11 protein-coding genes and 2 riboswitches are annotated in these 14,372 nt (G+C 27.3%); of the genes, 1 reads left to right on the forward strand and 10 read right to left on the reverse strand.

Going from position 1 to position 14,372, the window contains the following annotated elements; genetic code table 11:
* Positions 1–64: 64 nt before the first annotated feature.
* The 3 genes from I4V51_RS02980 to I4V51_RS02990 form a co-directional block, all read right to left on the reverse strand.
* Positions 65–2,278 (reverse strand): heavy metal translocating P-type ATPase, encoded by a 2,214-nt coding sequence (locus tag I4V51_RS02980; RefSeq protein WP_195986853.1) that lies wholly within the window; start codon positions 2,276–2,278, stop codon positions 65–67.
* 31 nt (positions 2,279–2,309) lie between these two features.
* The gene (locus I4V51_RS02985; RefSeq protein WP_195986854.1) at positions 2,310–2,678 is read right to left on the reverse strand and encodes a metalloregulator ArsR/SmtB family transcription factor; all 369 of its coding nucleotides are present in this window, start codon (positions 2,676–2,678) and stop codon (positions 2,310–2,312) included.
* A gap of 241 nt (positions 2,679–2,919) precedes the next feature.
* Positions 2,920–5,586, reverse strand: a complete 2,667-nt coding sequence (locus I4V51_RS02990; protein WP_195986855.1) for a cation-translocating P-type ATPase — start codon at positions 5,584–5,586, stop codon at positions 2,920–2,922.
* A 567-nt stretch (positions 5,587–6,153) separates the two neighbouring features.
* Between I4V51_RS02990 and I4V51_RS02995 the strand changes: the two genes are divergently transcribed.
* A complete protein-coding gene (locus I4V51_RS02995; RefSeq protein WP_195986856.1) occupies positions 6,154–6,456 on the forward strand; it encodes a hypothetical protein in 303 nt (100 codons plus the stop codon).
* 127 nt (positions 6,457–6,583) lie between these two features.
* On the opposite strand, the gene mgtE is transcribed toward I4V51_RS02995, so the two are convergent.
* The 7 genes from mgtE to I4V51_RS03030 form a co-directional block, all read right to left on the reverse strand.
* Entirely contained in the window at positions 6,584–7,927 is a 1,344-nt protein-coding gene (gene mgtE / locus I4V51_RS03000; RefSeq protein ID WP_195986857.1) for a magnesium transporter, read from the reverse strand.
* A gap of 252 nt (positions 7,928–8,179) precedes the next feature.
* Positions 8,180–8,347: riboswitch (M-box (ykoK) riboswitch) on the reverse strand.
* Between the two features lie 47 nt (positions 8,348–8,394).
* On the reverse strand, positions 8,395–8,964 hold the full coding sequence (locus I4V51_RS03005) for a xanthine phosphoribosyltransferase (protein WP_195986858.1): 570 nt from the start codon (positions 8,962–8,964) through the stop codon (positions 8,395–8,397).
* Between the two features lie 99 nt (positions 8,965–9,063).
* Positions 9,064–9,164, reverse strand: a riboswitch (purine riboswitch).
* Positions 9,165–9,294: 130 nt separating this feature from the next.
* Positions 9,295–11,700, reverse strand: coding sequence for a L,D-transpeptidase family protein (locus I4V51_RS03010; RefSeq protein ID WP_195986859.1), 2,406 nt, complete (start codon positions 11,698–11,700; stop codon positions 9,295–9,297).
* A gap of 171 nt (positions 11,701–11,871) precedes the next feature.
* The gene (locus I4V51_RS03015; RefSeq protein ID WP_195986860.1) at positions 11,872–12,375 is read right to left on the reverse strand and encodes a DedA family protein; all 504 of its coding nucleotides are present in this window, start codon (positions 12,373–12,375) and stop codon (positions 11,872–11,874) included.
* Between the two features lie 34 nt (positions 12,376–12,409).
* Entirely contained in the window at positions 12,410–12,940 is a 531-nt protein-coding gene (locus I4V51_RS03020; protein WP_195986861.1) for a phosphatase PAP2 family protein, read from the reverse strand.
* A gap of 149 nt (positions 12,941–13,089) precedes the next feature.
* Positions 13,090–13,653 (reverse strand): YeeE/YedE thiosulfate transporter family protein, encoded by a 564-nt coding sequence (locus tag I4V51_RS03025; RefSeq protein WP_195986862.1) that lies wholly within the window; start codon positions 13,651–13,653, stop codon positions 13,090–13,092.
* Between the two features lie 13 nt (positions 13,654–13,666).
* Positions 13,667–14,245, reverse strand: a complete 579-nt coding sequence (locus I4V51_RS03030; protein ID WP_195986863.1) for a YeeE/YedE thiosulfate transporter family protein — start codon at positions 14,243–14,245, stop codon at positions 13,667–13,669.
* Positions 14,246–14,372 lie beyond the last annotated feature (127 nt).

A 14,372-nucleotide genomic window follows, 5' to 3' on the forward strand; every position in this document is an offset into this window, starting at 1 on the left:
CCCTTACGCCTAAAATGTTCTCGACTTATCTTATTATAATCAAGGTAATATTCTTTGTCAATATTTATCGAATTATTCTCATTGAATTTAAAACAGCTATTAACGTTACCCCTACGTCAGCAAAAACAGCAGCCCACATATTTGTTAACCCCAACACAACTAATATCATTACTATAACCTTAACAACTAATGAAAATATGATATTTTGCCATAGTATTTTATTAGTTCTTCTGGATACTCTTATAGCTTCTGCTATTGCTTCAACTTTATCTTTCATTAAAACAACATCAGCTGCTTCGATAGCCGCATCTGAACCTATACCACCCATAGCTACACCTATATCAGCTCTCGCTAAGACAGGTGCATCATTTATTCCATCACCAACAAATAGAACTTTTCCTTTTGTATCACTTTTATCTAATATATCTTCTACTTTACTCACCTTATCTCCTGGTAAAAGTTCTGAATATACTTCATCAATTCCTATTGCTTTTGCTACTTTTTCTGCAACTGCCTTATTATCACCTGTAAGCATTACAGTTTTCTTTATTCCAGCATTCTTTAAATCGCGTAATGCTACCTCTACATTTTCTTTTATTTCATCTGAAATAACTATATTACCTTTATACTCTCCATTGATAGCAACATGAACTATTGTCCCTATAGAATCTATTTCATCAAATTCTATATTATTAACTTTCATTAATTTAACATTACCAAGTAATATATCATCACCCTTTATAGTAACTTCTATTCCATGACCGGAAATTTCTTTATAATCTTTTATTTCTTCTTTATTTATTTCTTTTCCATAAGCTTTTGCTATTGAAATTGCAATTGGATGATTTGAATGTGATTCTCCCATAGCTGTAACTTCTAATAACTCTTCTTTACTTATATTTTTAGGATTTATTTCAGTTACATTAAATACACCTTTTGTTAAAGTACCTGTTTTATCAAATACTACTATTTCACTATCCTTAAGAGCTTCTAAATAGTTTCCACCTTTAACTAATATACCTTTTTTAGAAGCTGCTCCAATTCCTGAGAAAAATCCTAACGGAATTGAAACTACCAATGCACATGGACAAGAAACAACTAGTAATGATAATGCTCTATATATCCATACTGAAAAAGTTTCTCCTGAAATCAATAATGGAGGTATAATTGCAACTAATACTGCAATTATAACAACTATAGGTGTATATACTTTTGAAAACTTAGTTATAAACTTCTCTGTTGGTGCTTTCTTATTTGAAGCATTTTCAACTAATTCTAATATTCTAGAAACTGTTGATTCTCCAAATTCCTTATTTACCTTAACTTTTAAAACACCATTATTATTTATTGCACCTGATAGTATATCATCACCAACTGTAATTTCACGTGGTACTGATTCTCCTGTTAATGCAGAAGTATCTATAAAACTTCTTCCATCTAAAACAACACCATCTAGTGGAATTCTTTCACCTGGTTTAATAATAATAACTTCATCTATAGCTACATTTTGTGGATCTACCTTTATCTCTTCACCATTTCTTAGAACATTAGCATAATCTGCTCTTATATTCATAAGAGAAGATATAGATTTTCTTGATTTACTTACAGCATATCCTTGGAACATTTCCCCTACCTGATAAAATAGCATAACTGCAACGGCCTCTGGATATTCCCCAATAAAGAACGCCCCCAATGTTGCAATACTCATTAAGAAGTTTTCATCAAATATTTCACCTCTAGAAATATTTTTTATAGCAGTCCAAAGCACTTCCCCACCAATAACTAAATAACTAGATATAAATAATAGTACAGATAGTAAATTTTCATTTCCCTTATAAAGTAATGCAATAATATAAATAATAGTCCCAACTATCAACATTAAATTATCTTTTATATATCCTACTATTCCCTCATTATTATCCTTAACTTCATGACTATGATCATGACCATAATCATGTTCATGACTATGAGTATTTTCATTATGAGATGAATGATTATCAGAACAACAACGGCTCTTACATAACTCTTGATTAATTTTTATTTTTTTGCCTTCTACTTTTTCCTGAACATTTACATGTGGCTCTAGCTTTTTTACTATTGATTTTATTTCATTTATTATTTCTTCCCTCAAATTTTCTTCGTGAGCTTCTACTGTTAATACAGATGTTGAAAAATTAACGGTTGCTTCTTTAACTCCATTTATTTTATTAACCTTACTTTCTATTTTGTTAGCACAATTAGCACAATTTAATCCATCTAAAACTAATTTAATCTCCATACCTATCCTCCTATTTATTTTTTAGTCATATCTATTCAGTGATATGTTTTAATCCTTCATCAAATATATGCTTAATATGTTCATCATCTAGAGAATAATAAATTATCTTTCCAGCTCTTCTAAACTTAACAAGTCTTGCTGATTTTAAAACCCTTAATTGATGTGATATTGCTGATTGACTAACATTTAATAATGCTGATAAATCACATACACACATCTCTTCTTCAAATAATGCGCAAAGTATTTTTATTCTTGTACTATCTCCAAAAACCTTAAATAACTCAGCTAAATCATATAATGTTTCTTCTTGTGGTAAACTATCCTTAACTTTTGCTACTATATCTCCATGTATTACGTTACAGCAACATCTTTCTACTTTATTATCATTATTATTTTCCATGTCCTATTCACTCCTATTATAAGTATTATTTGCATTTATAGTTATAATTATATTTTTAATACCTTTAATGAACATATGAATAATTGTTCATATGTTATATTGTTATTATATGCTTATCCTACTAAATTAGTCAACATTATTTTCCCAAATAATTCTTTTTTTATTTTTTTAATAATAAAACCGTCTAAATTATTTTTATATAAAATTTTAATCTAGACGGTTAATTATTATTTTTTAATGATTATGCTATATTTTTTAAATTATCTTCAAACTTACCTGAAGAGTTCTTTTTTGATTTTCTACTCTCTATTAATTCATTTATAATTTTAATAAATTGAATTATTAAAGTTGGTACAAATGCCAATATATATATTGCTACATATTGATTTAACCTTAAGTTCTCTACTTCAAATAATCCTTGAAGAAATGGTATAAATAGAACAGCATTTAATAATACTAAACCTATTCCAAATGCATACCAAACATATTTATTAGAGAATATACCTAATTTAAATATTGACCCCTTACCTCTGCAATTAAACCCATGAAACAATCTAGCTAAACAAAGTGTTGCAAATGCCATCGTTGAAGCTGTTAAAGGAGTTTTCATTGGATTTCCTGCATAAAAAGCAATTATAGTAAACATACCAATTAATAATCCTTCTAATCCTAATCCAAATAGAAAGTTCTTATTTAAAATAGATTCGTTTTTACTTCTTGGTTTATCCTTTAATAAATCTCTATTAGATTCCTCCATACCTATAGCTATGGCAGGTAAACTATCTGTTAAAAGATTTATAAATAGTAAGTGTACAGCTGCAAAAGGCATTGGTAATGCCATGATTGAAGAGTATAGTACTGCTATTATTCCTGAAGTATTACCTGATAATAAAAATTTTATAGAATTTTTTATATTGCTATAAATACTCCTACCATTAGATACTGATTTTACTATTGTTGCAAAATTATCATCTGTTAAAATTACTGAAGCTGCATCCTTAGAAACTTCTGTACCTGTTATACCCATCGCTATACCTATGTCTGCTTGCTTTAATGCTGGGGCATCATTTACACCATCACCTGTCATAGCAACTATTTGTCCCTTTTCCTGCCATGCTCTTACTATTCTAATTTTATGCTCTGGAGATACTCTCGCATAAACAGATATATGTTCGATATTTTCCTTTAGTTCCTCATCTGACATTTTATCTATTTCTAATCCTTCGATTGCTCTGTCTCCATCTCTTAGTATTCCTATTTCCTTAGCTATAGCTGACGCTGTTATCTTGTGATCACCAGTAATCATTATTGGTTTTATACCAGCCATTATACAATCTTCAACAGCTTGTTTACTTTCTTCTCTTGGTGGATCAATCATTGAAATTAGCCCTATAAAAGTATAGCTATATTCATCATCTAAAGTTAATTCTTTAATCTCATCTAATTCTTTATATGCAAATGATAATACTCTTAATCCTGACTCTGACAACCTCCTATTAACATCTAATATTTCTGATTTATCACTATTAGTTAATTCTCTAACACCATCTGAAGTCATTATAAATTTAACTCTATCTAAAATAACATCCAAAGCGCCTTTAGTAAACATTACATTTTTATTATCAATTTTATGCAATGTACTCATTAGTTTTCTATCAGAATCAAATGGAATTTCAGCTAATCTCTTATATTCATTTCTTAATTCCAATTCATTTATTAAAGTATCGTGTCCTAAGTTTACTAATGCAACTTCTGTTGGATCTCCAATTTCTTTTCCATCAATGGAAGTTGAATCATTACATAAAATAGAGTTTTTAACTAAATATTCTTGAACTTTATTATCTAATGAAACTTCACAGCCATTAATTAATTTACCATCAACATATATTTTTCTAACAGTCATTTTATTTTGAGTTAAGGTACCTGTTTTATCTGAACATATTATAGAAACTGACCCTAAACCTTCAACTGCTCTAAGTTTTTTAATTATTGCATTTTCCTTAGCCATCTTTTGAGTTCCTAATGCTAAAACAATAGTAACTATAGAACTTAAAGCCTCTGGAATAGCAGCAACTGCTAAAGCAACAGCAAACATTAATGAATCAAGAACTGGCATATTTCTATATAAAGATAATCCAAATACAATTGCACATATAATTAATATTATAATAGCAAGCTTTTTACTAAAATCGTCTAAGCTAACTTGAAGTGGAGTTTTCTTTTCTTGAGTTTCTTCCATAAGAGTAGCTATTTTACCTATTTCAGTTTTCATTCCTGTACTTGTAACAGTTACTAAAGCTCTACCATAGGTTACTAATGAACCAGAGAACACCATATTTTTTTGATCTCCTAATGCTACCTCTTCACTATCTATCTTATCAATGATTTTATCTACACTTAAAGACTCTCCTGTAAGTGAACTTTCATTTACTTGTAAAGAATAACTTTCAATTATCCTACCATCAGCAATTATTAAATCTCCAGCTTCTAAAACTAAAATATCACCTGGTACCACATCTCTTGATTGAATTTCTATCTTTTTACCATCTCTTATTACCTTTGCACAGGGTGCTGATAAAGCCTTTAATGAATCTAAAGATTGCTCTGCCTTAAAATGCTGAACTGTACCTAATATAGCATTTAAAATTATTACAGTAAAAATAACAATAGTACTTTCTACATTGTTACTTAGCATAGAAATTATTCCTGCTGCAATTAAAATGAATATTAATAAATCCTTAAATTGACTAAAGAATACTTGTAGTATACTTTTCTTCTTTTTTTGATTCAATTCATTGAACCCATATGAGTCCAAATTCTCCTTTGCTTGTTCATTACTTAATCCCTCTTTTGATACATTAAAGCCCTTTAATGTATCTTCTACAGTTTTACAAAAATACTTTTCCATAAAATCCTCCTTACTTTAAATAATAAATTTTATAACTTGGAAAACTTTTTTATTTATTAATAAAAAAGAGACCCTTAATATAATCCTCAAACTTAAGTAAAATAACTTAAGGATTATATTAAAAGTCTCGTAACCAAAATGGTATATAACACCAGGCATAAACCGCGATTGTTGATGCTATATTTTTTACTACTCCCCTTTAATAGAGATATTTTGTTTTATAGGAGTTATTATATGCCAACAAATTTAATTTGTCAATTATTTACTATATTATTTTAAAATTAATTTTAAGAAAAATATAATACTTCATAAAAAATTATATTTTTCTCAAAATTATGAATATATTGTATTTAACTATTTGTATTTTTATGGTATAATTAATTCATAAACCTACCAGGCAAAAATAGGTTTGAAACAGGGGTAGTCTGCTAGTACTCCTGTTTTTGCATTTATTTAAATAAATTGAAAACTTTTTGTAAACGTTTAAAGGAATTATTTAATTTTTATCGAAATATATATATATAAATATTAAAATCTATTAATTAAATTTATAAGTGAGGGGTTAATATGGAAGGTATTTACAAACATAATAACGATTGCTTTGATGTGTATATAAGTGATAAGAGTATAACTGATACTGATGAATTTTTAGGAAAAGTACTAAAATATTTACAAAACAATGGATTTTCTATTTCTTTAAAAGGCTTCGATAAATATAATCGTCCACTAGTTGAAATTAATGGACTAATTCATACAGCAGATAAAAATTTTGCTTGTTGCCTTGTTGAAAGATTTATTAATGTTAAACATGAAATAATTTTAAAAGAAAATCTAGATAGATTTAACAAAATTCATAGTTTTATGCAATAATAATTATTGTATATTACATTTTTAATAATTAGAACGCATCGTTATAGCGCCCGATGCGTTTTTTATTTGTTATATCCTAAAATAAAAAGCCGGTTTTTACCGACTTTAAAAATATAATTTATTAATTTTATACAAGATATTGTATTAAAAGTGTCGCTAATCCTAAGAAGAAGAAAAATCCTAATACATCAGTAAATGTTGTTACAAATATAGATGATGCTAAAGCCGGATCAACTTTAAATTTCTTTAATATTATTGGTACTAAATAACCCGTAATTGTAGCTACTACCATATTTAAAATCATAGCTATTCCTATTATTATTCCAAATATAAAGTTTCCTTCCCATAAAAATCCTAAAACTCCAATTATAAGTCCTATAGCTATTCCTGTTAATAGTCCAACTCCAACTTCTTTTAAAAATACTTTTTTCATATTTTTAAAGCTTAATTCTCCTAAAGCTAATCCTCTTACTATAATTGTTAAGGTTTGTGTTCCTGCATTGCCACCCATTCCTGTAACAATAGGCATAAATGTAGCTAGTGAAACAACAGCCTGAATAGTCCCCTCAAATGCTCCCACAACTGCTGATGCCAAAATCGCTGTAAATAAATTTACTATTAACCAAGGTAATCTACTTTTTACTGATTCACTAAGTTTCCCATCAACTTTTTCACCTTCATCAATTCCACCTAAACGATGAATATCTTCAGTAGTTTCATCTCTTAATATTTGCATCGCATCATCAACAGTTACAACACCAAGTAATCTATTTGAATTATCAATTACTGGCATAGTTAAATATCCATACTTTTCAAATCTATGTCCAACCTCTTCTTGATCTGTATTAAATAATATTCCTTCAACTTTAGTATGCGCTACTTCTGAAATCCTAGTTTCAAAGCTAGTTGTTACCAATTCTTTTAAAGATACTACTCCTTTAAGCTTATCAAAATTATCTACAACATATAAGTCATATATATTTTCATTTTCATCTCCATATTTTTGCAAATACTTTAATGTTTGTTCCACAGTCATATTTTCTTTAAGAGCAACAAACTCTGTAGCCATTATACCGGCAGCAGTATTAGGATCATAACTTAATAATTGTCTAACCTTTCTAGCATCTTCATCTGTCATTTTTTCTAATATCTTATTGGATTGTTCTTCATCCAACATACCAAGTAAATCTGTTAATTCATCTGATGACATTTCTTCTATAATATTCTTTTGTTTATTTTCAGAGAATTCCATTAATATATCATACTTTTCTTCATTTTCAGCCTCATCGATTATATCTGCAATTAACTCCTCCGGTAATCTACATAAAATATCACTTTTATCATCTGGACATTCACGTAATATATCAAGAATATCAACTGGATGAATATTCTCATAATACTTAATTATACTTACTTGTGGTGCATGCAATAAAAATTTTCTTAACTCTTCTTTATTCATATTTAACTTCATAGCTATTCCTCCTACCTTTTATATAGGAAAAAGCATGCTAAAACTTATAAATAGTACATCGAAGTTAAAACACTAAAAAAATTTTACTTTTAAAATTAGTGGTATTAACAGCTAAATTCCCATATATCATATATTTAATTTTTCCAATAATTAAACTTTTACTCAGATACGAGTCCATTAAATACCACCTCCTATTTACACACAAAAAAAGACTCTTTGTCCCTACAAACAAAAAGCCTTGTTAAATCTTACTTCTTAAATTGTAGAGCTTTAGCACTATAAAGCGTAGACTATAATAAATAATAGTCAGCTACATTAAAAATCACCTTAGCGATGATTCCTGTTAACCCATTGGAATCTCTAGATTTTTCTGGGCAGCAGCATTTTTCCTTATAGGAGCCTCACCTAACAAATTATTTAATTTTTATCTACTAATTTATACTATGCCTATAATTTAAATTTGTCAATTAAATAAATTCTATAATTCCTTTACCTAATTTCCCAATTCTAGCTAAAGAGTATACATCATATCCTTTTTGATCTAAAACTCTTCTTCCTGGTTGGAATGATTTTTCTATTACTATTCCTATACCTGCAACCTTCGCTCCAGCTTCCTCAACTAATCTAATTGCTCCTAATGCAGCTTCTCCATTTGCTAAAAAGTCATCTATAATTAATATATTGTCTTCTGGTGAAATATAATTTTTCGATAATGTTAATTCATAATCAGAGCCCTTTGTAAATGAGTGTACTGTTGTTTGATATACTTCTCCATTTAAAATTTTAGAACTTTGCTTCTTTAATGTAACCATTGGAAGCTCCATCTGCATTGCTGTCATTACTGTAGGTGCAATTCCTGAACTTTCAATTGTAAATATTTTAGTTATTCCATGATTCTTATAGTATTCCTTAAAACAAGTTCCTATTTCATACATTAGCCTTGCATCCACTCCATGATTTAAAAAAGAATCAACTTTTAATACTGTTTCACTTAACGCTCTACCCTCTTGTAATATACGTTCCTTTAAAATATCCATTATCTCTTCTCTCCTCAACAACATTTTTATTTTAAAAAATAAACACCTCATATAAATTGAGGTGTTGATAATACTTATATTTATGCTTATAAATATAAAAACATAAATTCAACTCCTCGTAGTCTACTGTTTTACGGTCAGTAGGTAGAAACTTTCGGACCAATTACCGATTTTATACGAGATTTTTACAAATTCACTTATTGGTATTATACCACGAACATTGTTCTTGTAAATATATATTTTATTTGCACTTATATTTAAGTTTTATTATTGCTAATATTAATAAAAAACTTCGTAATACTATTAAATAAAAGTATTACGAAGTTATAATTAATAACTACAAATTATAGTAGTTTTATCTTCTATATTATTATAAATAGCTTCAGCTACACTATATGGCATATTAACACATCCATGAGATCCATTTGTTTTATAAATAGATCCTCCAAAACTACCTCTCCAACTTGCATCATGAAGACCTATTCCACCATTAAATGGCATCCAGAAACTTACTGGTGATGCATATCCGTCTCCTCTTAATACAAAATCTTTAGCCTTCCAGTCTAATCTATATACACCTGAAGGAGTTGCATTTCCTTTACTTACATTTCCAGTAACTACATTTCCTTGAGTAATTAACTCACCATTTTTATAATAAACAACTGTTTGATTACTTAAATTTACCTCAACAAAAGTATTTATTACATAATCATCAGTTGCATTTGGTGTTTTAAATGTTAAATCTTTTGTTATTTCTTTACCACTATTTATAGCTTCAACTATTTCACTAATAATTGTATCTCTATCTATATAATATATTCCTGATGTTGTGCTAACTTTTATAGCTTCTCCAGACCATCTAGTAAAATCTCTATAACTACCTAAATAATCATATTTACTTCCTAAAGTATTTATATATTCTCTAATAGCATCCTCATTTAACGTAACATTAAAATCCCCATCTATATTTATCCATGTATTTATCAGACTAGAATCTATTATAATTTGTTCCCCTGAAGTATTATAAATAACTTTTGCCTTAATATATTTATCAGCAGTATTTTTAGCTTTAACTACTACATCTGTTTCACTCGTATATTTAGGCTCTTCATAACACCCTTCTTTATCTAAATCTAAAACATTATTTATATTTTGAATATGAGTTAAAACCTTTGAATAAAATTCATCATATTTCACTTTATTTCCTCTATCTTCTTTTATAACTTCATATCCACCATCTGTATAATTAATATATGCATTTACAGGGTCCTTCATGTTTTCTTCATTTAAACATTGAAGATTACCTAATACTTGCTTTAATAATACATCATCATAATAAATTCCATCAGTGATTGTATATTCATTATTTTTGAATATATACTTAATCCATAAAAAAGGATTTTGCTTTTCTAATAACTCATCTATTCCATTAGAAAAATCATAATTTAAACTAATATCTGTTCCCTTTAGCTCTTCAGTACTATCATCTCTCGCATTAATAGTTAATACATAATCACTTGCTTTTTTAGCCATCACCTCTTGAGCCGACTTATCACTCTTTCCAGTAACATTAACCCCATTTATATATGTTCTAAAAAAGAAGTGACTATTAAAATATGCAGCCATTATTAAATATATTGCTAATAAGCTACCTACTACTATTCCTGCTGATATAAAAATTTTCTTATTTTTTTTATCCTTTATAGTTTTTTCATTCACTTCTACAGTTGCCATTTCAACAGTTCTTTCTATCTCTTTAGTTTTTATTGAATTATCTAAACTAACCTGATCTTCAACTATTTTGTTAAGCTCGTCTATATATTTAGAATACTCATTAATACTAAGTTTATTTGCAAATAACACAATACGTTCTTTTGCTTTACTTACATCTTCCTTAGTTTTAACCGATAAACTCCTATAATACTCATCTAACAGGTTATTTTTATATTCACGAATATTATTATATCCTAAAAACTCACATAAGTCTTCTAATTGATTGCCTTTATCTCCATATTTATATAATAAAGCTTTATATATATTTTCATTATATGGGTTTAATTTTATTATTTCTTTTATGGTATTTAATTCTTCCCCTTTTGAAATTTTATTTTCTAATAAATTTTTAATTAACCTATTAGATTTACTTATATCCTCAACACTATTATATGCTGATACCTTGTCCACATTATTTTCATTTAAAATATCTATTACTGCAAAGTTAATATTAAATATACTTTCTATCATAGAATTAATTAATTTATTTATAATTTCTAAAGAAATATCATTTTTAACTTTTTCCTTCTCTAAAACTATATCTTTTTCCTTCAATTTAAAAGGCCTTTTTATTAATTCAGAGTTAATATTTAACTTAGCATATATTACATCACCTGAATTATTCGGGTCTTTATTATTGTTCTTTATTTCATCTAAAGTCTTTTCCCATGTACAATAACTATTTAGATAGTATTTTTTATTAAATGTATCATTATCAATTTCAGTTATTCCAAACTCATTAATAATTTTTATTCCTTTAGAAATATAACCTTCTAAGTATTCATATCCAAAACTTTCCCCATCTTTTAATAATTGTTCAATACTATTAAATTTCTTTGTACATTCTTCAGTAAATGTCGGAATTGAATTAAACGCTTCTTGTAAAAATTTTGCTCTTATCTCATTTAGCTTAATAAATTCATCTGGAAAATAAATATCCCCATTTAGCACTTTAAAGTTCATACTTTCCTCCCATACCATTAACACTAAATAGTTAACGAATTAACCCTTTTTATTTCTGCATCTTTCATTATAATATTAATATTTTGTTAATTTATTACAATTTTAACACAAAAAACTTCTATTTCATATATAATTTTAAAAATAATACTACTTATTTTCCCTAAAAACATTTTATTTCAAGAATAAATGTCCAAATGCATATCCCGCATATATAAATGCAAAATTCCATATAGTAATACCTATTGTTGAATATAAAGCAAATTGTATAAACTTAACATTAAATGTACCTGCAACTAAAGATATTAATGTTCTAGCAACAGGTATAATTCTAGATATAAGAATACCAATATTTCCATATTTATCTATATACATAAAAGTCTTGTCTATAGCCCTTTTAGATTTAGGAAACCGCTTTTCCCATTTGTTTAAAATAGGTTTTCCACAATAATGCCCTAAAGCATATAAAACAAAGCTTCCTAAAAGTCCAGCAATCACTGATATTATAAGAGTATATATAAAATTCAATCCATCTGCTTTAATCAATATACCTGCAGCAGGCATTATTAATCCTGCTGGTAAACCTGGCAAATTTAGATATTCTAAAAAAACTATAATACCTAAAAATATATATCCGTATTTCCCCATATATTGAAGTATATCATTTATATTAGTCATACCTTCAATCTCCTTTAAATAAACTTCTTTATATTTAAGAAAGTCTTCCTAAAAACAATATTACAGTTAATAATCCACATAAAAATCCTATTATTCCACCTCCAATAACATCTGAAGGATAATGTACACCTAAATAAATTCTTGAAAAAGCAATTAAACTTGCTAGTAATATTATTTCTAAAGAAGCCGCATTGTCCGTTTCTATAAAAACAGCAGCTACTGCAAAAGATGATGCAGTATGTCCTGATGGAAATGAATAAGTAATTGGTCTTGATATTAAAAGTTCTTTATCATTATCATCATAAAACGGTCGTTTTCTTTTTACAATATGTTTTATTATTCCTTCACCTAAAATAGTCGTAATTATAAGTGCTATAAGTATCATTTGTCCTAATACCCTATAATCCTTTTTTGTCATTAACAAAACAGACATTATTATCCATATAATCCCTAAGTTCCCCGCTGAAGTTATAATAGGCATTATCTTATCAAAAGTTTTGTTTCTAAAATTAACATTTATCCATCTTAAAATAGTATTATCTATCTTCTTAAAATTTTTTATCATTTTCTTCTCTCTTTCAATAGTTTTAGTTATTAAATTTCATTATTTATATTCTTTCCAGCATATATAAGCTGTATTCATTTGTTTTTCTTAATAAAAAATGTGATATAAACTTGTATTTAAACAATTTTATATCACATTTATAAATATAATTATTCACTTAATATTTTTTCAGGTAATAAATATGCTCCTAACATAAATAATACACCTAAAATTAATAGTCCAATATATCCAACATTAACTACAGCTGGATATTTATCACTTATATTAAATAAAGTTATTTTTCCATAATCTAAACTGTTGAATAATCCCAATTCTTTAAAATATCCATATGAAATAGAAAAGGTAAAAGCTCCAAATAATCCACCAATAACTCCACTAATTGCCTTTTTAATTCCAAAAACTCCACCAAGGGATCCAAAGCAAGTTCCAGGACAAGTCCCCGCTAATCCAAATCCAATTCCAAATATTAATCCACCAATTATAACACCAAGATTCATAGACTTAATGCTTAAATGTGAAATATCAAATATACCTAACATTGCTGAAATAGATAATAATATACTTGAAAAACCTATAGCAAATAAAATTATTTTTGCTAATGATAAATCTTCTAATCTTAACATCTTTGATATATTACTAAACCCAGTAGCCCCCACATAATATAAAGCAAATCCAAAAAAAACACCTAACAATATTGCAAGTATAATATTCATCTATATTCACCTACTAAACCTTTCTAGTTCTAATTTTCTTAACAATTATGGCTGTTGGTATTCCTACTGCAAAAACAGCAGCTGCAAATACATATCCACTTATACTACCTTGCATCATACCACTCATCATATGTCCACTAGTACATCCATCAGCCATTCTTGCTCCAAATAATAATATAAATCCACCAATGAACGGTATTAAATACGTATTTATAAATGGATTGTTTCTTCCTAATTTACAATTTTCATTTTGCTCATCTTCTTTTCTTTTTATCCTTTTATTTCTTAATAATAAATAGCCTATAAAACTTCCAACTGGTATTGAAAGCACAAAAATATTTCCATAATTAATAGGTTCTTTAATTTTTTTAGCTATTTCTCCACCATTTTTATCATAGTATGCATTAGTACTTTTATATCCACTTTCTCTTGAATTATCTACTGTAATAATATTTTTATCTATGCTACTTTGAATAATTCCTGAAAATACCGAAAACTCTGTTGAAACACCTATAGGTTTAACAAGAAATACTGCAAGAAAAAAAGATAACCCAAGTATTATTGCTCCTTTTATCCAAGTATTACTTTTCATATATTATTCCTCCTAAACAAATTATCTATCTTACTTTAGTAAGTATATACTTCCTAGTAAATTTATTTTGTAACTATATCACAAATTTATTTTCTCTATACATAATAGTGTTACCTAAACTTTAAAT

Source organism: Clostridium sp. D53t1_180928_C8 (assembly GCF_015667795.1).
GTDB lineage: Bacteria > Bacillota > Clostridia > Clostridiales > Clostridiaceae > Clostridium.

What these genes read in the sequence shown, in the direction of transcription:
- I4V51_RS03020 (WP_195986861.1), bottom strand. Translation starts at nt 12,940, where the DNA reads ATGATAAAAAATTTTAAGAAGATAGATAATACTATTTTAAGATGGATA.
- mgtE (WP_195986857.1), bottom strand. Translation starts at nt 7,927, where the DNA reads ATGAAGTTAAATATGAATAAAGAAGAGTTAAGAAAATTTTTATTGCAT.
- I4V51_RS02995 (WP_195986856.1), top strand. Translation starts at nt 6,154, where the DNA reads ATGGAAGGTATTTACAAACATAATAACGATTGCTTTGATGTGTATATA.
- I4V51_RS02985 (WP_195986854.1), bottom strand. Translation starts at nt 2,678, where the DNA reads ATGGAAAATAATAATGATAATAAAGTAGAAAGATGTTGCTGTAACGTA.
- I4V51_RS03025 (WP_195986862.1), bottom strand. Translation starts at nt 13,653, where the DNA reads ATGAATATTATACTTGCAATATTGTTAGGTGTTTTTTTTGGATTTGCT.
- I4V51_RS03030 (WP_195986863.1), bottom strand. Translation starts at nt 14,245, where the DNA reads ATGAAAAGTAATACTTGGATAAAAGGAGCAATAATACTTGGGTTATCT.
- I4V51_RS02980 (WP_195986853.1), bottom strand. Translation starts at nt 2,278, where the DNA reads ATGGAGATTAAATTAGTTTTAGATGGATTAAATTGTGCTAATTGTGCT.
- I4V51_RS02990 (WP_195986855.1), bottom strand. Translation starts at nt 5,586, where the DNA reads ATGGAAAAGTATTTTTGTAAAACTGTAGAAGATACATTAAAGGGCTTT.
- I4V51_RS03010 (WP_195986859.1), bottom strand. Translation starts at nt 11,700, where the DNA reads ATGAACTTTAAAGTGCTAAATGGGGATATTTATTTTCCAGATGAATTT.
- I4V51_RS03005 (WP_195986858.1), bottom strand. Translation starts at nt 8,964, where the DNA reads ATGGATATTTTAAAGGAACGTATATTACAAGAGGGTAGAGCGTTAAGT.
- I4V51_RS03015 (WP_195986860.1), bottom strand. Translation starts at nt 12,375, where the DNA reads ATGACTAATATAAATGATATACTTCAATATATGGGGAAATACGGATAT.